Annotated in this window: 19 protein-coding genes; 9 read left to right on the forward strand and 10 right to left on the reverse strand. The window is 56.3% G+C overall.

Features of this window, described 5'->3' with window-relative positions:
• Positions 1 to 83 precede the first annotated feature (83 nt).
• Positions 84 to 1,148 carry an SDR family oxidoreductase gene (locus C1N84_RS21465; protein ID WP_058759046.1) on the forward strand — a complete coding sequence of 355 codons (1,065 nt, stop codon included), beginning with the start codon at positions 84 to 86 and terminating at the stop codon, positions 1,146 to 1,148.
• Between the two features lie 21 nt (positions 1,149 to 1,169).
• Here C1N84_RS21465 and C1N84_RS21470 read toward each other — a convergent pair whose 3' ends face one another.
• From C1N84_RS21470 to C1N84_RS21485, 4 genes are read right to left on the reverse strand one after another with little or no spacing between them, the layout of a single operon-like run.
• The gene (locus tag C1N84_RS21470; protein ID WP_104187505.1) at positions 1,170 to 1,799 is read right to left on the reverse strand and encodes an NrsF family protein; all 630 of its coding nucleotides are present in this window, start codon (positions 1,797 to 1,799) and stop codon (positions 1,170 to 1,172) included.
• Positions 1,792 to 2,343, reverse strand: a complete 552-nt coding sequence (locus tag C1N84_RS21475) for a sigma-70 family RNA polymerase sigma factor (RefSeq protein WP_215481225.1) — start codon at positions 2,341 to 2,343, stop codon at positions 1,792 to 1,794. The genes C1N84_RS21470 and C1N84_RS21475 overlap by 8 nt, the downstream gene beginning before the upstream one ends.
• Positions 2,344 to 2,360: 17 nt before the next feature.
• Positions 2,361 to 3,590 (reverse strand): protein-disulfide reductase DsbD family protein, encoded by a 1,230-nt coding sequence (locus C1N84_RS21480; protein ID WP_058776050.1) that lies wholly within the window; start codon positions 3,588 to 3,590, stop codon positions 2,361 to 2,363.
• 14 nt (positions 3,591 to 3,604) lie between these two features.
• Positions 3,605 to 4,171, reverse strand: a complete 567-nt coding sequence (locus C1N84_RS21485; RefSeq protein ID WP_264444100.1) for a peroxiredoxin — start codon at positions 4,169 to 4,171, stop codon at positions 3,605 to 3,607.
• A gap of 183 nt (positions 4,172 to 4,354) precedes the next feature.
• On the opposite strand from C1N84_RS21485, the gene C1N84_RS21490 reads away from it, so the two are divergent.
• Positions 4,355 to 4,510, forward strand: coding sequence for a hypothetical protein (locus C1N84_RS21490; RefSeq protein WP_168926280.1), 156 nt, complete (start codon positions 4,355 to 4,357; stop codon positions 4,508 to 4,510).
• 1 nt (position 4,511) lies between these two features.
• On the opposite strand, the gene C1N84_RS21495 is transcribed toward C1N84_RS21490, so the two are convergent.
• On the reverse strand, positions 4,512 to 5,174 hold the full coding sequence (locus tag C1N84_RS21495; protein WP_058770292.1) for a TetR/AcrR family transcriptional regulator: 663 nt from the start codon (positions 5,172 to 5,174) through the stop codon (positions 4,512 to 4,514).
• Positions 5,175 to 5,252: 78 nt separating this feature from the next.
• On the opposite strand from C1N84_RS21495, the gene C1N84_RS21500 reads away from it, so the two are divergent.
• The 5 genes from C1N84_RS21500 to C1N84_RS21520 all read left to right on the forward strand — a co-directional run bounded on the left by C1N84_RS21500 (position 5,253) and on the right by C1N84_RS21520 (position 8,747).
• Entirely contained in the window at positions 5,253 to 6,770 is a 1,518-nt protein-coding gene (locus C1N84_RS21500; RefSeq protein ID WP_264444096.1) for an MDR family MFS transporter, read from the forward strand.
• 259 nt (positions 6,771 to 7,029) lie between these two features.
• The gene (locus C1N84_RS21505) at positions 7,030 to 7,581 is read left to right on the forward strand and encodes a C40 family peptidase (protein ID WP_021508972.1); all 552 of its coding nucleotides are present in this window, start codon (positions 7,030 to 7,032) and stop codon (positions 7,579 to 7,581) included.
• A 320-nt stretch (positions 7,582 to 7,901) separates the two neighbouring features.
• Entirely contained in the window at positions 7,902 to 8,117 is a 216-nt protein-coding gene (locus tag C1N84_RS21510; RefSeq protein ID WP_058759052.1) for a YdgH/BhsA/McbA-like domain containing protein, read from the forward strand.
• A gap of 141 nt (positions 8,118 to 8,258) precedes the next feature.
• Positions 8,259 to 8,417 (forward strand): hypothetical protein, encoded by a 159-nt coding sequence (locus C1N84_RS21515; RefSeq protein ID WP_264444091.1) that lies wholly within the window; start codon positions 8,259 to 8,261, stop codon positions 8,415 to 8,417.
• A gap of 114 nt (positions 8,418 to 8,531) precedes the next feature.
• Positions 8,532 to 8,747 carry a YdgH/BhsA/McbA-like domain containing protein gene (locus C1N84_RS21520; RefSeq protein WP_021508975.1) on the forward strand — a complete coding sequence of 72 codons (216 nt, stop codon included), beginning with the start codon at positions 8,532 to 8,534 and terminating at the stop codon, positions 8,745 to 8,747.
• Between the two features lie 352 nt (positions 8,748 to 9,099).
• Here the strand turns inward: C1N84_RS21520 and C1N84_RS21525 are convergent, their stop codons facing one another.
• The 4 genes from C1N84_RS21525 to C1N84_RS21540 form a co-directional block, all read right to left on the reverse strand.
• Positions 9,100 to 9,378: a hypothetical protein gene (locus C1N84_RS21525; RefSeq protein ID WP_021508976.1), complete on the reverse strand. Its 279-nt coding sequence runs from the start codon at positions 9,376 to 9,378 to the stop codon at positions 9,100 to 9,102.
• Between the two features lie 176 nt (positions 9,379 to 9,554).
• Positions 9,555 to 11,492, reverse strand: a complete 1,938-nt coding sequence (locus C1N84_RS21530; RefSeq protein ID WP_127834973.1) for a MacB family efflux pump subunit — start codon at positions 11,490 to 11,492, stop codon at positions 9,555 to 9,557.
• The gene (locus tag C1N84_RS21535) at positions 11,489 to 12,664 is read right to left on the reverse strand and encodes an efflux RND transporter periplasmic adaptor subunit (protein WP_222952401.1); all 1,176 of its coding nucleotides are present in this window, start codon (positions 12,662 to 12,664) and stop codon (positions 11,489 to 11,491) included. Before C1N84_RS21535 ends, C1N84_RS21530 begins: the two co-directional genes overlap by 4 nt.
• 143 nt (positions 12,665 to 12,807) lie before the next feature.
• Complete coding sequence (locus C1N84_RS21540; protein WP_264444085.1) at positions 12,808 to 14,520, reverse strand: ABC-F family ATP-binding cassette domain-containing protein; 1,713 nt, start codon at positions 14,518 to 14,520, stop codon at positions 12,808 to 12,810.
• Positions 14,521 to 14,851: 331 nt separating this feature from the next.
• Between C1N84_RS21540 and C1N84_RS21545 the strand changes: the two genes are divergently transcribed.
• Positions 14,852 to 15,070, forward strand: a complete 219-nt coding sequence (locus tag C1N84_RS21545; RefSeq protein ID WP_136547305.1) for a DUF7661 family protein — start codon at positions 14,852 to 14,854, stop codon at positions 15,068 to 15,070.
• Positions 15,071 to 15,161: 91 nt separating this feature from the next.
• Here C1N84_RS21545 and C1N84_RS21550 read toward each other — a convergent pair whose 3' ends face one another.
• Positions 15,162 to 16,325: an alpha/beta fold hydrolase gene (locus C1N84_RS21550; RefSeq protein ID WP_136547306.1), complete on the reverse strand. Its 1,164-nt coding sequence runs from the start codon at positions 16,323 to 16,325 to the stop codon at positions 15,162 to 15,164.
• Between the two features lie 109 nt (positions 16,326 to 16,434).
• Between C1N84_RS21550 and C1N84_RS21555 the strand changes: the two genes are divergently transcribed.
• Positions 16,435 to 17,331 carry a LysR family transcriptional regulator gene (locus C1N84_RS21555; protein ID WP_021508982.1) on the forward strand — a complete coding sequence of 299 codons (897 nt, stop codon included), beginning with the start codon at positions 16,435 to 16,437 and terminating at the stop codon, positions 17,329 to 17,331.
• Positions 17,332 to 17,391: the final 60 nt, after the last annotated feature.

Raw genomic sequence — 17,391 nt, forward strand, 5'->3', positions numbered from 1 at the left:
TCAGGAATGATGTGAATTAATGCCACGGCTAAGAATTTAATTCTCTATTACGCTAAGGATAACTGCAACAGAGGAGATTCGACATGCAAAAACAGGCGTTAATCGTGGGGATCAGCGGGGTTATCGGTCGTGCGCTGGCGGAAAGGCTGCAAAGTGAGGGCTGGCAGGTAACCGGCTTGTCGCGCGGACGCGGTGCTATTCCGGAAGGTTGCCGCAGTCTGACGGCCGATCTGACCGATGCAGAAGCGGTGCGCAATGCGCTGGCGCAGGAAAAACCGGATGCGCTGTTCTTTAGCGTCTGGTCACGCCAGGCGAATGAAAAAGAAAACATCCGCGTTAACGGCGGCATGGTGCATAACGTCATTGCCGCGCTCGGCGAGCGGCTGAACGGCGCACATGTGGCACTGGTGACCGGGCTGAAGCACTACCTCGGTCCGTTCGAAGCATATGGCAAAGGTGCGGTGCCGGTGACGCCGTTCCGCGAAGAGCAGGGACGTCAGCCAGTCGATAACTTTTACTATGCGCAGGAAGACGAAGTGTTTGCCGGCGCAGAGCAATATGGCTACAGCTGGAGCGTGCACCGTCCGCACACCATCATCGGTTATGCATTGGGTAACGCCATGAACATGGGGCAGACGCTGGCCGTTTACGCCACGCTGTGCCGTGAAAAAGGCTGGCCGTTCATCTTTCCCGGCTCGCCGCAGCAGTGGAACGGTCTGGCCGATGTCACCGAAGCCGGTTTACTGGCGGAACAGCTGCTGTGGGCGACCCGTGCTGAAGGGGCTGCCAATCAGGATTTCAACGCGGTGAACGGCGATGTGTTTCGCTGGAACTGGCTGTGGCCGCGTCTGGCAGACTATTTCGGTATTGAAGCTGCAGACTATCCGGCGCAGATGATGCCGCTGGAAGGACGCATGCAGGAAGCCGCAGCGGCCTGGCGTGAGATCGCTGCGCGCTATCAGCTGCGTGAAGCGGACATCGATAAACTGGCGTCGTGGTGGCACACCGATGCGGATTTGGGACGGCCGATGGAGGCGTTTACCGATATGAGCAAGAGCCGTAAAGCCGGCTTTACCGGCTATCGCGCCACGCTGGATTCCTTCACCCAGCTGTTCGACCGGCTGCGGGCGGAGCGCATCATTCCCTGATAGCGTCACTGGCCGGCGTCGTCAGGCGATCTGCACCCAGCGCCGGCCAAGCAATACGGTCAGCACGATGATGCTCACGATGGCCGCCAGGTGCTGCAGCAAATCCAGCGCATGCAGGTGCACCGGATGACAGAACGCCAGCAGGCTTACCGCCATGCAGGCGACGCCCAGGCCCGCCATGGCCAGACTGCGGGACGGATAGAGCGTCCGCGTCCGGCGCAGACTGATGATGGTCAGCAGCAGCATCGGCAGACTCACCACCAGCAGGAAAACAAAGCACGGCAGCGTGTCGTGCTGCTGCAGCGGCGCGGCCGTCTGCAGCAGACTGCTGGCGCTCAATCCCAGCCACAGCAGGCCCGGCGGCAACAGCAGCTTTGCGCTGATGCCGCGCCGGCCGGCAATGCTGAGTTCAAAGGCGCTGCGCATCGCCAGCAGCCCGAGGATAAAAGCCAGCATCAGTTGCAGCGCGGCCTGCATCGCGCCGGCCTGCGACCAGTCGGTCAGGGTGCGCGGCACCAGCAAACTGGCCGCGATGCCGGCCGGTAGCGCCAGCGCCAGCCAGCCCAGCACGCGTTTTCCGGTCGCCGGCGGGCGTTTCACCGGGCGCAGATCGCGCCCCAGTTTTTCAATCAGCAAATGATGGTCAGTCATGGTTTGCTCCAAAGCGGCGCAGATTGATGAGCGCGCGGTGCAACAGCGATTTCACCGCCGATACGCTCAGATTATGGTGTGCCGCCGCCTCGTTCAGGCTCATTTCATGCAAATGAACATGCTCAACGATTTCACGCTGACGCAGCGGCAGCTGGCTGAGATAGCCCGCCAGCTCCTGCCGGGTGTCCAGCTGCTGCTGTTCTGCCGTGCTGGCGGGATCGGCGGCCTGAGCGTCGTCAAGCGTACAGTGCTGCTGGCGGCCGCGGCGGCGCAGGGCATCAATCGCGCGCGCCGAGACTATCGCCGTCAGCCAGGGCAGAAAAGGGTAAGCAGGATCGTAGGTATGGCGCACGCGATGCAGCGTGAGCAGCACATCCTGAATCACATCTTCCGTTAAGGCTTCATCGCTCAGCCTGCGCCGCACCTGTGCGCGTATCACCGGCACCAGCGCCCGCAGCAGCCGGGTATAGGCACACTGATCCCCGGCCTGCGCGCGTTCCATCAGTCCGGGCCAGTTTTCACGTGCGCTATCGCCTGTGTGCATACGCTGCCTTGTTGCCGTTACGTCTTCTTCGCTGCCGCCTGGTTTAACGCATCCACTACGATGCCGGGTGTCAGCACCTGCGGCAGTACTTTCGGTGGTCCGCCATCAGCCGGATACACCAGGTACATTGGTAAACCGCCCTGACCAAACTCACTCATCACGTCATCAACGTCCGGGTTAAATTTAGTCGAGTCTGCCACCATGTACAGCGTACCGGTTTTCGCCAGTGCGGTTTTCACCGCCTGGGTCGACAGCGAGGTCTTCTCGTTCACCTGACAGGTAATGCACCATGATGCGGTAAAATCGACAAAGATCGCTTTGCCATGCCCGCGCTGAGCGGCCACCGCCTGCGGCGTCCACGTCTGTTTGCTGACCTGTGCCTGTATATCGCCTTGCAGCGCCGCGCCTGGCTTGATCAGCCCCGGCAGCGGCGCGATCACCGCAATCAGCAATATCGCCGTGACGCTGAACAGCGCTTTGTGCCCTTTTCCGGCAAAGCGGCGCTGCTGCGCCATGCCATACAGCCAGCCGGCAAACGCCAGCACCACCGAGGCGGCCAGCACAACAGCCAGCGCGCTGCTGCCCGCCTGCTGGGCCAGAATCCACACCAGCCAGGCCCAGGCACCGAGCATGGGAAAGGCCAGCCCGCGCTTAAGGATATCCATCCAGACGCCAGGACGCGGTAAAAATCGTGCCAGCGGCGGGAACAGCGACAGCAGGGTAAAGGGCGCGGCAAAGCCGAGCGCCAGCGCAAAGAAAATGACCAGCGCAACCGCAGGGGGCTGCACCAGCGCGTAGCCGATGGCGCTGGCCATAAAGGGCGCGGCACAGGGTGTGGCTACGATGATTGCCAGTGCTCCGGTCAGCGCGGAACGCAAAAAAGCGCCGCGCTGGATGTCGATGGCCCCGACGCGCTGCACCGTTAGTCCCACCTCAAAGACGCCAAGCAGGTTAAGCGCGGCAGCCAGGATCACCAGCGACAGCAGGGCGATCACCAGCGGTGACTGCAGCTGAAAGCCCCAGCCGACCGCGGCGCCACCCGCGCGTGCGGCCAGCAGAATGCCAGCCAGCGCCATCATGGTCACCAGCACGCCGAGCAGGAATCCCAGGCCTTCACGGCGCGCGCTGGCAGCCTGGCTTTGATGGCGCAGCAGGCCAAGCGCTTTCAGCGAAATCACCGGAAAGACGCACGGCATGAGGTTGAGGATGATGCCGCCCAAAAAGGCGGCCAGCATCGCGGTTAACATGGCTGCCCTCTCACTTACTGCGCTTGCGGATGCGCAGCGTCATACTCTTTCACCGCCGCCAGCGCTTTTTCGATATGGGTATCCGGGTTTCTGTCGGTATAACTCAGCAGAATATTGCCGTTGGGGGCAATCACATAAGAGGTGCGGTCAGACAGCGTTTTGCCTTTTATCTGCATCAGCGTTTTATATTCGGCGGCCACTTTGGCGCCCGGATCGGCAGCCACGGCGAATTTGTCACGGCACTCCAGCTTAGAAAAATCGCTGATCTGCTCGGTGTTACCGGCAGTGACGCCGATCACCGTGGCGCCCATTTTTTTGAAATCATCCGTGGCTTCGGCGAAGTCGTGCGCCTCAATGGTGCAACCCGCGCTGAAGGCCGCCGGGAAGAAGTAGAGCACCACCGGCCCTTTTTGCAGCGCCTGCTGCAGCGAGAAGGTGAGCGGCTTACCGGCCAGCGCGCCCTGAAGTTCAAAGTCAGGTGCTTTGGCCCCGACGGGCAGCGCCGCGCCAGCAGCGAAGGCGGCGAGACTCAGCGTGGTGCCGAGGGTGAGGTTAGCGATGAGATGCCTGATAGTTGTCATGATCTGCTCCTGCGGTGAAAGAGGTCCGGTTAGGGGTGTTCAGTCAGACAGTTCGCCGCAGTCGGTAAAAAGTTGCGCGGAGGGCAAAAAAAAGCAGGGCAGATCCCTTTTTCCCGTCTCGTTTATTTATTCTTTGCGTGAAATCCTTACAATAATCGCCTGATGTTTTTTTAGGTTTTAGATATGTCTTCAACGTCTTGCGATAAACAGCACAGTGAAACCCAGCAGCTGCTGGCCTCCCTTGAACAGCACATTGCCGAGCCGCCACCCCGGGTGCAGCCGGTGCCGGAAGATTTCTGGCAGCAGCTGGAGACGCTGACCCACGGCGACGACGCCTGACTCAGTTGCGCGGCTGTATACCGTGGCACACCATGCTCAGGGTGTGCTGCAGAATCATTTCGGTATCAAAGCCCGGCTCGTGGGCAAAGCGGGTAAAGGGCACCAGTACCATGCTGAGAATTGAGGTCATCAGCACATCGACATTCAGCTGGTTGTTCAGTAATCCCTGCTGCTGCCATTGAATCAGCAACGCGCGAATCCGTTCGCGTCCGGCATGACCGTGACGCTGTTTCAGCGTGCCGCCCAGCCCCTGACCACTGGCGACTTCCTGCAGCCACAGCGGTGCGAACCAGTCATGACTCAGCACGATATCCGCGAACTCTTTAATAAACCCGCTGATCGCAGCGACAGGGTCACTACTCTCTTCGACAAAATGCGCTTCCAGCCGTTGCCGTAACGGCACAAAGCGTTCCGCGACCACGGTATCCAGCAGTGACTCGCGCGACTGAAAATAGTAATTCAGCATGGCCGGGCTGACGCCAGCTTTACGGGCTATGGCGTTGAGCGAGGTTTCCGCGATGCCGTTTTGCGCATACAGCGCGAGCGTGATGTCCAGCAGATGTTCGCGCTGCTGGGCATTGATTGCGCCGCCGCGTGGACGGCCCGGCCGGCGGGGTTTATCAGAAGGCGCTGTCTCGCTCTCCATCACTTTTTGTGCGGTCATCTTTACGTACTCACGGGTTTCGTGTCAGACTTCGGTTAATATTAATTGTGCATTTAATTAATTTCAAACGGTGTCGTTATGAAACCTCAATCTATCACATCGCAGCGCGACAGCGGGGCAACCAGCCCGCCTTCCATTCGCCTGCTGATGGGCGCGCTGATGCTGGTGATGCTGCTGTCCGCGCTTGATCAGACCATTGTCTCGACCGCGCTGCCGACTATCGTCGGCGAACTGGGCGGGCTGGATCGCCTGTCGTGGATCGTCACTGCTTACATGCTGGCCTCAACCCTGGTCGTGCCGCTGTATGGCAAATTTGGCGATCTGTTTGGCCGCCGAACGGTGCTGCAAATCTCGGTGGTGCTGTTTTTGCTGGGCTCGGCGCTGTGCGGGCTGGCGCAAAACATGCCGCAGCTGATTTTTACCCGTGCGCTGCAGGGACTGGGCGGCGGCGGATTAATGGTGGTGAGCATGGCGGCGGTCGCGGATGTCATTCCGCCCGCCGATCGCGGCCGGTACCAGGGCCTGTTTGGCGGCGTGTTTGGTCTGGCGACGGTGATTGGGCCGCTGCTGGGCGGTTTTATCGTGCAGCACATGTCCTGGCGCTGGATTTTCTACATTAATCTGCCGCTCGGCCTGCTGGCTCTGCTGATCATTAATGCGGTGTTTAAAGCGGATAGCCGACGAAAACCCCATGAAATCGATTATCCGGGTGCGGTGTTTCTCAGCCTGGCGCTGGTGGGCGTGACGCTGTTTACCAGTGAAGGCGGCACGCTGCGCGAATGGTCAGATCCCCAGCTATGGTGCATTCTGGCCATGGGGCTGGTTGGCGTGTTGGGGTTTATTTATGAGGAGCGACGCGCGTGGGAACCCATCATTCCACTCGATCTGTTCCGCAATCGCAGTTTTTCCCTCGCCAGTCTGATGGCGTTTATTATCGGCATGGCGCTGTTTGGCAGCGTGACGTTTTTGCCGCTTTATCTGCAGGTGGTAAAAAACGCCACGCCCACCGAGGCCGGACTACAGCTGTTACCGCTGATGGGCGGGCTGCTGGTCACCTCGATCATTAGTGGTCGCATGATTAGCCGCAGCGGGAAATACCGTTTGTTCCCCATCGCCGGGACGCTACTGGCCACAACCGGGATGGCGCTGATGACCACGCTGACGCTGGATGCGCCGCTCTGGCACATTTATCTGTTCTCCAGCGTGCTCGGCATGGGAATGGGCATGACTATGCAGGTGCTGGTGCTGGCGGTGCAAAATGCGGTGACGCCCGATCGCATCGGCGTAGCGACCTCATCGGTTACGCTGTTTCGCTCGGTGGGTGGTTCGATCGGCGTTGCGCTGTTTGGCGCTGTGTTCAGTCACGTGCTGAAATCCGGAGCGACCCGACTGATAGAGCAGGGTAACGTGCTGCCGCCTTCGCTGGATCCGGTCGCCGTGAACCATTTGCCTGCAGCGCTGCGTCAGGCTTATTTGCTGGTGTTCAGTGATGCGGTGCATGCCGCATTTCAGATGGCCGCCGGCGTTATGCTGATGGCGTTTATACTGTCGCTGCTGCTGCCGGAGTCGCCGCTGCGCGATAACGTGCGCAAATAAGCTTTCCGGTTATTTCGCAGCAGGTCCGTCGGTCAGGCTGCGGAATAAAATTTAAACGCAATTTGCCGGATAAATATGCGCTGTCGGCGCAAAGCAGCAAAAGATATAGATTTTTATCCTAAATACATAGCGTTACCTTTCTGTAAACTTAGGTAAAAATAGTGAAGACAGCGAGAATTCGGGTGGAGACGCTTTATTTCTGCAACTTCTTTACGGTATAAATCTGCTATCCCTGTTATCCACTGTGAAACGTCACCCTATGATTGCTACTGCGGCCCGCAACCTGATTGCCTGCCTGATGTTATTAACCCTGGCTGGCTGCTCGTCTCACTCCTCGCCAGCACCGGAGCAGGAAAGTGTTGATACCTCGCAGGACGGTGGTAAACAGCCCGATTTAATTCCGGTAATAGCCGCTTTGCACGATCAAATGCATTCGTGGGAAGGCACCAAATATCAGTGGGGCGGAACGCAATTATCCGGCGTTGACTGTTCCGGATTTGTCTGGCGCACCTTAAAAGATCGTTTCAATATTCCCATGGATCGCGTCACAACGCGTGAATTGATCGCCATGGGTAAGCCGGTCGATCAGGCGCATTTACAGCCTGGCGACTTAGTGTTCTTCCGCATTAAGCATGAGCTGCATGTCGGCTTTTACGATACCGATCGCCAGTTCCTGCATGCCTCAGTCAGCCAGGGCGTGATGCGCTCGTCACTGAATAATCCGTACTGGAAATCGGTATATTTAGAAGCCAGACGACTTCCGCGCGAGCAAAATTCGCAGATCAGTTTCAATTATAAAAATAAAGTTTGAGGTCAGACTTCCTTCCACAAAATCGCGGCGCGACGTTTTCGCGCCCGTGCTCAGACCCATCCTGCCGTCAACCATCCGTCTCCTGTTTCAGTGGCAATTCGCATCCAACATGATGGCTGCTTTAACGCTCTGTGCCGCTTTATGGGTATTGTAATCCAATCAACCTATTGATTATAAGTAAATAATTTAAATATCACGCATTAACAATTAGTGCGATCATAGTATTCGCACTAATTATCAATTTTGTAATAGTAAACATGGTTATTATTATCTCCATCGAAGGCGCAGCGCCTTCTCATCAAACGCTAAGGAATATGACCATGAAAACTATCAAAACACTGACCATTGCCGCCGCCGCCGCGCTTTCCCTGATGTCTGCTGCCAGCTTCGCGCAAACCGTTTCAGCCACCTCCACCACACTGGATGGTGCCGAAGCGAAAATTGCCGCTCAGGCTCAGCAGCAGGGTGCGCAATATAAAATTCTGGAAGCCAGCACCAACAACCTGGTGCATATGACCGCTGAACTCTACAAATAACGGATGGTTGCACAGGGATGTGCCAGAACGGGTCGCCTGACGGGCGGCCTTTTTTGTCGTGCAGTCAGGCTCGCAGCGTATCAAGCATTCTGGCGATATTGCTGAATTTGCAGCGCAGACTGTCTGGCAGGAGAACGCAATATGCTGAACAACGTGGATATCAACCGGCAGGCGCTGGCTTTTGCAGATGCATTACGCACGCAACGCCATGCTCACGTTCCGGTGATTCGTTTTGCCCACTGGCCGCAATTTATCGCGAGGGTGCGCGCTGAGCTGGCGCAACCAGGCAATCAGAAATAATTAGCACGATCACGATAACCGCACTAATTATCAATTGCAGTATAGTAACCTGAGTTATTATTAGTTCCATCGAAGGCACACAGCCTTCAGCCACAACCATTAAGGAATAAGACCATGAAAACCATTAAAGCTATGTCAATCGCCGCTGTTGCCGCTCTTTCACTGATGTCAGCTGCCAGCTTTGCCCAGAGCGTAACCGTGACTTCCTCTACGCTGGACGGTGCAGAAGCTAAAATCGCCGCGCAGGCGCAACAGCAGGGCGCTCAGTATAAAATTACTGAAGCCAACACCAACAACCGCGTGCACATGACGGCTGAACTGTATAACTAAGTTCAGACTGGTTCACTGCGTTAAGGCCGCCTTCGGGCGGCTTTGCTGTTTCCGGCCCGGCTGAAAGCTATCAAAAGCAGCAGGCTGGCGTTCGAAATTTGACCAATCCTGCTCAGCGGGCGCAACAGGCGGAGCCCAGGCGTTTATCCACAGGATAAGCCAGCCTCTTTGCACGTCAGTTGTGGATAACTGCTTTAATATCAAACCGTCAGGCGATAAACGCTGAGTGGATTTCCCGACTTACCCGTCGGTTATTTTGTCAGAAATGAATCCGGTTGCGGCTAAATAAACGCGAAGCGGGTGAGTTTATTTCACCATTTCAAAACACATTACGTTTGCGTAATCTGCACCGTTATTTTTTCTGGTCGTCGTCAAAATGGCGAGAGGGAATCAGATTTTTCTCTTTATTAACCGGCGTTCTTTTCGACCGGCCTTTGTCCAGCAGGCAGTCGCGGCAACAGGCTATTTGCGGATGGTGGATACGCGCTACCGTCAGCGCCTGATGCACGGTATACAAAGAGCCGATAAAGCGCTTTTCTTCTTCAAATTCCAGTACGTAACAGCCTTTTTTATGCAATACCCAGCCGGCGTCCGGATCGTGACATAAATAAAAATAGTGCGGTTCTAACATAACTTACTCTCGGGCGAGTGATAGCCATCGAATAGATAATCGGTGATGTGTCTAAATTAGAGACGCGTTCAGTCTACGCCGATGATGACCTGCGGGGCTAATTGATTTAATGACTTTCGGATTAGACCTGAAATGACCGGACCAGCATGAATAACGTGCCGGTCCGGTTGCTGATTTTATTCGCTGGCGAGCGCGGCGACCGGATCCATTCGTGCGGCTTTGCGCGCGGGCAGATAACCAAATATCATGCCGATAATGGTTGAGCAGGCAAACGCTGCGCCAGCCGATTGCCACGAGTAAATGGCGGTCAGCACGCCGCCAGCCAGTAGTGAAATGACCGGACCTATCACCAGAGACAGCGCCACGCCGAGCGATCCGCCCACCAGGCACACCAGCACGGCCTCAATCATAAATTGCTGCATAATGTCGCCGCGTCGCGCACCCACCGCCATGCGCACACCAATCTCGTGGGTGCGTTCGGTCACCGACACCAGCATGATGTTCATTACGCCAATACTGCCGATCATGAGCGCAATCGAAGCCACCAGTAAAATCAGCAGCGTCAGCGTGGCCGCCGCACCTTCTATCGCTTTACGATACTTGTCCCGGTTGAACATGAGGAAATCTTTGGTGCCGTGGCGCGCCGTCAGCAGCTGGGTGAGCGATTCCACCGCCGCACCGCTCACCACATCATCTTTAAGTTTGATGCTTATGCTGGTGAGCGCGGTCTGACCGCTGATGCGATACATCACCGTGCTCCACGGCAGCCAGACGCTGAGACGGTTGGGCGAAAGCCCATCTTCATTGTTGGCCACGCCAATAACCCGCACCGGCACCGATCCCAGCACAATCATTTTGCCAATCGGGCTCGGGCCCTGTTCGCCAAATAATTTATTGCGTGTGTTGATATCAATAATGACTTCCTGGCGCGCGTGCCGCTCATCGCTGAAGTTGCTGCCTTCCACCAGCTTAATGCCCTGAATGCGAAAATAGTCGACGCCTACGCCGGAAACTGAAGTTTTGGAGGCGTTGGCCAGGTAGCGAATGGGCTGTGTGGCGATGATCTCCGGACTGACGGCGGCGACAAACTGCTGGCGCGCAATCACATCGGCATCGGCCATCACCAGGGTTTGTACCGGATGCGCATCATCCTCGACATAATCGCCCCCGGCATAGATAGAAACCACATTGGTACCCAGTCCGGAAATGCTCTCCAGCGTTTTTTCCCGCGCGCCCTGGCCCAGCGCCACCACGGTGACGACGGCGGCAATGCCAAAGATGATGCCGGTCATAGTCAGTGCGGTGCGCAGGCGGTGGGCGTTCATGGCATTCAGCGCCATGCGTAATGATTCGCGCAGCCGGTCAAGCAGACCGCGGAATCTGCTTTGCCGCTTGCGTGGCGCTGGCGTAAAGCGCGTTTTTGCGGCCGTGGCAGCGCTGCCGCTGTCGGCAAAAATCTCGCCGTCCTGAATTTCAATGATGCGTTCCGCGTGCTGCGCCACTTTCATATCGTGGGTAACGATAATCACCGTGTGACCTTCGCGGTTCAGTTCGCTGAGGATGCGCAGCACTTCTTCACCGGAGTGCGAATCGAGCGCGCCGGTGGGCTCATCGGCGAGGATAATTTCGGCACCGTTGATCAGTGCACGCGCAATACTGACACGCTGCTGCTGGCCGCCTGACAGCTCGCCCGGCTTATGCTGTTCGCGCCCCTGTAATCCGAGCCGTGCCAGCAGCTGTGCGGCGCGCTGACGGCGTGCGGTGCCGGATAAATTGGCGTAAATCGCCGGTATTTCAACGTTGCTCAGCGCGCTGAGATCTGGCATCAGGTGATAGCGCTGAAAGATAAAGCCGATGTGCTCGCGCCGCACTTGCGCCAGCGCATCGGGCGAGAGCGTGGCGGTATTTTTACCGCCAATCAGGTAATTACCGCTGTCCGGCGCATCAAGGCAGCCAAGAATGTTTAGCAGCGTGGATTTGCCTGAGCCCGAGGGCCCGATGATCGCCACCATTTCGCCGCTGGCAATCTGCAGATTAATGTTTTTCAGCACCTGCAGGGATTGGGAACCATTGACGTAGCTGCGCTGAATGTTGTGCAGTTCGATGATATTCACATCACCACCTTGTCCGCGCCCGGCTGCTGCGTGGCAAGGATCACTTTTTCCCCTAAGCGCAGCCCGCTCAGCACCTGAATGTCAACGCTGTCGCTGATGCCGGTGGTGATGTAGCGCTTCTCAGGCTGATTATTTTGATCCGCGATTTCGACGTAAGTACGACCATCGCTGGCCTTTTTCGTGGCCTGTACCGGCACCAGCAGCGCGTTTTTCGCCTGGTCACGCAGCAGATTAACCTGCGCCGTCATGGAGATGCGCAGTGCATTATCCGGGTTCGGCACATCGAGCAGGGCGTTGTAATACACCGCCGCGTTCGTGCTGCTTACGGTATTGCTTTCGCTGTTACCCATCAGTGCATCATCTTTCATCACCGACTCAGGGGCCAGTTCGATGCTGCGCAGCGTGGCGTTGTAGCGTTTATCCGGATTGGCGAAAGTGGTAAACCACGCCTGCTGGCCGGGCTGAATATTGGTAATGTCCGCCTCGGAGATTTGCACTTTGATGGTCATGGTGCCGAGCTGCGCCAGTTTGGCGATGGTCGGGGCGCTCTGCACGGCGTTTACGGTCTGGCCCTGCTTCGTGACGATCGCCACCACCGTGCCGTCAATCGGTGCCATGATGCGCGTGTAGCCGAGATCGAGTTGCTTTTTATCCACTTCGATCTGCGCCTGAATCACCCGCGCCTGCTGCGCCGTCAGCTCTGCCTGGGCGATGCGCCACGCTTCGGCGGCGGTATCAAAATCCTGGCGGGAAACGGCGTTGGTTTTAATCATCTGCTGCAGGCGCTGAAACTGCGCCTGCTGGCGTACCAGCGTAGCCTGACGGGTCTGTAAATCCGCCTGCGCCACGCTCAGCGCCGCCTGCGCATTACGCAGATCGCTGCGCTGCGGCTGATCATCGATCTCCGCGATCAACTGGCCCTTGCGCACGTTGTCGCCGGCTTTGATATACAGCTTTTTCACCTGACCGGAGACCTGCGCACCGACGTTAACGCGCTCAATCGCGTCCATTTTGCCGGTGGCGGCAATCACGTTTTCGATGTCGCCCTGGCGCACCGCGGCGGTCATCAGCGGATTGGGTTTACTGCGTGACGCCGAATACGCCCAGAAAACCAGAATCATCACCAGCGCGGTTAGCGCGGCAAACAGCCATTTTTTCGTCATTGTGTGCATCATCGTCCCTTAAATTTAGCGAGAATAATAATCACTAAGCGGGATAAACTGGAGAAAAATTCTGCGGAATTTTGCCAGCCGCAGGGGAGTGCGCCATCCCTGGCGCAGGTTGTGGGTTAGCGATACCCCGTCCATCAATCCGTTCAGAGCAGATTCAGCTGTTGCTTCAGCTGCGCAATCTCCCTGCGCCACTGCTGCTGCTGCGCCGGTTTCTGATGCTTTGCCTTACGCGCTTCGTCCTGCTGCAGCTTTTCTTCCAGCACCAGCAGCGCCTGCAACAGCGCATCTTCATCGCCCGGGCGGTCATCGACGGCGGCAGCGGCAAGCGGGTGATCGACTGGCACATGGGCGGTGGCCAGCCTGGCGGTTACCTGCGACCAGTCGTGCCACTCGCTCAGCTGCTGCTGTTCAATCAGCCAGAAGCGATTGCAGCTGCTGGCGATCAGGCTGCGGTCGTGAGACACCAGCAGCACCGCGCCGGCGAACTGCTGCAGCGCCTGCGCCAGCTCCTCTTTGCCTGTCATATCCAGATGGTTGGTCGGTTCATCCAGCAGCAGCAGCGAGTAGCGCGCCAGCGTCAGGCCGACAAACAGCAGGCGCGAGCGCTCACCACCGCTGAGTGAGGCAACCTTCTGCTGGTGGCGCAGCCAGGGAAAGCCTGCGCTAATCAGCGCCATTTTGCACTGCTCATCGCTCAGCGCAGCGAAACCGTGCAGCGCCGCGCTTAACGTCTGGTCGTCACGCAACTGTTGCAGGCTCTGGTCGTAATAGCCGACGCGGGCGCGCGGATGAAACAGCGGGCTGTCGCCTTGCTGCCAGCTGTGCCACAGCTGGCGCAGCAGTGAGGATTTGCCGCAGCCGTTGTGGCCGACAATCGCGATGCGATCGCCACTTTTCACCTGCAGCGCCGGCAGGGAAAAAAGGGTCGGCGCCCCGGCAGCAGGCTGAATCGACATCGGCGGCAGCGCCAGCACGCGATCCGCCTGCAGCGCTTCGCCCTGTAACTGCAGCTGCCACGGACTGCCGGCGCTGAGCGTGGTCTGCGCGGCTTTCAGCCAGTCGATGCGCTTCTCCATCTGTTTTGCTTTACGCGCCAGACCTTCGTTGTCATAGGTCCGGCCCCAGATCGCCAGCCGTTTTGCGCTGCTCTCAACCCGGGCGATCTCCTGCTGCTGTGCCTGGTGGCGCTGCGCATCGGCTTCATCCTGCTGCGCCAGCGCCTCGCGGGCGGCCGTGCAGGGCAGACGGAAAACATGCAGCGTGCGATCGCGCAGGATTGCGCTGCAGTTGGTGACGCGGTCCAGCAGCGCGCTGTCGTGGGACACCAGCACAAAGCTGCCCTGCCAGCCGATCAGAAAGTTCTCCAGCCACAGCAGGGTCGGCAGGTCGAGATGGTTACCCGGTTCGTCCAGCAACAGTAAATCGGGCTGTAGAATCAGCGCACGCGCCAGCAACAGCCGCATATGCTGTCCGCCGCTCAGCGTCGCCGCAGTTTGTGACTGCTGCGCTGTGCTGAAACCCAGCGTATGCAGCAGCGCCTCAGCACGCCAGCGCTCGCTATTGCGCTGTGCTGCGGGCAGCCGGGCGATCACGCCATCCAGCAATGAGGCCTCAAGTAACGTTTCCGGCAGGTGTTGTTCAATGCGTGCCAGCAGACAGTGGCTGGCGGGTGTGACGCTACCGTGACTGGCGGCCAGTTCACCGCTGAGAATTTTCAGCAGGGTGCTTTTACCGCTGCCGTTGTCGCCAATCAGGCCGATGCGGTCGCCTTTTTTCAGGCTGAAATCCAGGGAATGGAAAAGCGGGCCAAAGGCATTGTCGAAGCCGACGGCATGTGCGGAAAGGAGTGTGCTCATCTACTTACTCTCAAGTTGCAGGCGCAAAAAAGCCTGACGTCAGAATTTCGCTGACGACAACCCGGTAAGCCGGAGAGAAGGGATTAAATTGTCAGAACTTCGCTCAGGCGGATTATCGCAGCACGAGTGCGGTAAAACCTGAGCGGGTCCAGTCACCATAGAAGTGTGAGTAAACAAACAGTTCACACGACGGCATAAAGATCCTCCTTAGTTATCAGCAGGTGAATAAGTCAGCCGATAATAGTGGCGGTGTGCGGCTTTTTCCAGCGATTTGTATCGGCGTTGGTATAGTATGGCGTCAGAGTCTGATTGATGTCACAGGAGATTGAATATGTTGATTTATGACGTTTTTGGCCGCCATATTGGCGTTATGCGTAAGGATGATAGCTGGCAGGTATTTCGCGCCGACGTGACAGAAAGAAGATTCTCACGAATGTTTGATATCGCTATTCCAGATGATATGCCAGAAGACGAAATTGCAGGCTGGCTGGGTGATATCTTTCATGAAGCTGCAACTGAGCATCATCCTGATGTGAAACGCATCGAATGAAAACCTGATTGTGTTGGGTTGTTTGCCTTTGGCATAAAGCGGACGGTGCACAAGTCCATGTCCGCTTTGAGCAAAAGCGGACATTGACCAGTCAGTTAATTCCCGTCGGGTTTGAAATGCGTATCCGCCAGCCCTTATCCGCCCCTTGTTCCATCACCTGTGTGGCGACGCCGCAATCATCTCTTTGAGTGCCGTCTTCTAATGTCGTAGTCAGCGACCATTTAATGATGGCAAGAATAAGGTCACCTGAAGGGATAAGAGTATGGATCTGGTTTCTGATAATTGGCCTTGATGCTATCAACGTGGTAAAAGCCATACGCAATGCATAAGGATCAGTTTCGATGACAACATTGCTGGGCATTCTCATCGAGGCACGGTTACTGAAAACAGACATCAATGCGTCAATATTTCCGGCATTAAATGCTTCATCAAATGCAGCAATGGTTTCAGCTGGCGATCGATGGACAGTATCGCTCCTCTCAACCGAAGCTGCGAAATTGGAAATGTATCCTGCAATTTCTTGAGGTGATTCCAGCGGCGAAAGATGTCCTGTGCCATGAACAATCATCATTGCTGCGTGAGGAATGCGAGGCAGCAGCTCTCTTTGCAACGTTTCCGGGGTATCGACCCGGTCCAGCTCTCCTGATATGACTCTTACGGGAACATTAATGGAGGCAACTGCACTTGTAATGTCTTCGCGCATGGCGATGTCGGGCCAGGCAGCCTTCGCTTCAGTTCCGGCGCTCAGACTGTCTTCAATGACCTGCTCACGGAGCGCCGGGCTAAGCGGCCTCGACGTCAGAACATTGTCGATAACAAACTCGACTGATTCACGGCTGCTATATGCACTGGTAAGCCTGTCGCGATCTTCTTTAGAAAGCATCATGGGCGAAGGAGGAGAGGGTGCAATCAGCATTAGCCCTTCAAGGCCTTGAAGCCGACGGGATGCCATCAATTGGGCAACTTTTCCTCCCATTGAGTGGCCAATCAGGATATATCGCTTTAGCTTGAGCGCGGCAATGACGCCTTCAGCATCACTTGCAAGGTCCGCAATCCGGTATCCGGACTTCGGCGCATCTGATAATCCCCAGCCACGGTGATCGATAGCTACCGTGCGATAGTGATCAGGTAACTGTGATATCACGCTCTGCCACGTTCGGGATGATCCGCCATAGTAATGCAGGAACACCAGTGCAAGCTCACCGCGACCATGTTGCTGTACATTAATACCTGTATTGTTCACTGTAATTTTCATTATTTCATTCTCCTCATGGTTTAAAACAATGTTAATTACAGTTCTTATAAATGATAATTGGCTGAATAGTGTTTACAGTCGATAACCATATTATCGAATGGTGTGCGTAATGGACAAGTTTACCAGTATGCGAATTTTTATTGCGGCAGTTGAGGAAGGCAGTTTTGCTGCGGCCGCAAGACGTTTTAAACTTTCATCAGCCATGGCAGGAAAACATGTCAGTGCTTTAGAATCCGATTTACACGTGCGGCTTATTCAGCGCTCTACACGCCGACTGAGCCTTACGGATGTTGGTCAGCGATATTATGACCGCTGCAAAGTGATTATCGAGGCTCTGGATGACGCAGACAGGGAAGCCAGTGACATTCAGGCCACTCCCCGGGGATTGTTACGCATCGCCGCCCCTCTTGCCTTCGGCGAAATGCATCTGGGGAAGATTGTGTCACGCTACCTTGAGCAATTTCCGGAAGTCAGTGCAGGTGTTGTCCTTGAGGATAAGTATATTGATTTGCTTGAGGAACGGATAGATGTAGCCATACGCATAGGACATCTGGACGATCCGACGCTTGTCACCCGACGTCTGGCACCCTGTAAAATGGTTTTATGCGCATCAACAGACTTTCTGAAAAAATACGGCATGCCTGAAACGCCAGATGATCTCTCGCGTATGCCGCGCATGGCTTTCAGCCAGGCAATTTCTGCCGGAGACTGGACAATCTATGACACAGATAACAGGCCACACACTATTGAAAGCCGTTGCCGGCTCACATCAAACAATATCCATTTGTTAATGGAAGCGGCCTTGGGCGGTACAGGGATTGTATATGGCCCCTGTTTTGTTTTTCGAGAGCACATAAGGCAGGGCCAACTGATTGAGCTGCTGCCAGATTACCGGACATCAGAGCTTACCATTCAGGCAGTGTACCCGAGTGCGATGCGCATTCCATTTAAGGTTCGCACTTTCGTTGATTTTATTGCTGATGCTTTGAAAGCGAAGCCGCTTTAAGAGTGCGGGTACTTGAACAAACATAGAATGATGCCCGCTTTTAGCACAACGCGAACGTTA

It is taken from the genome of Pantoea sp. SGAir0418 (assembly GCF_043529865.1).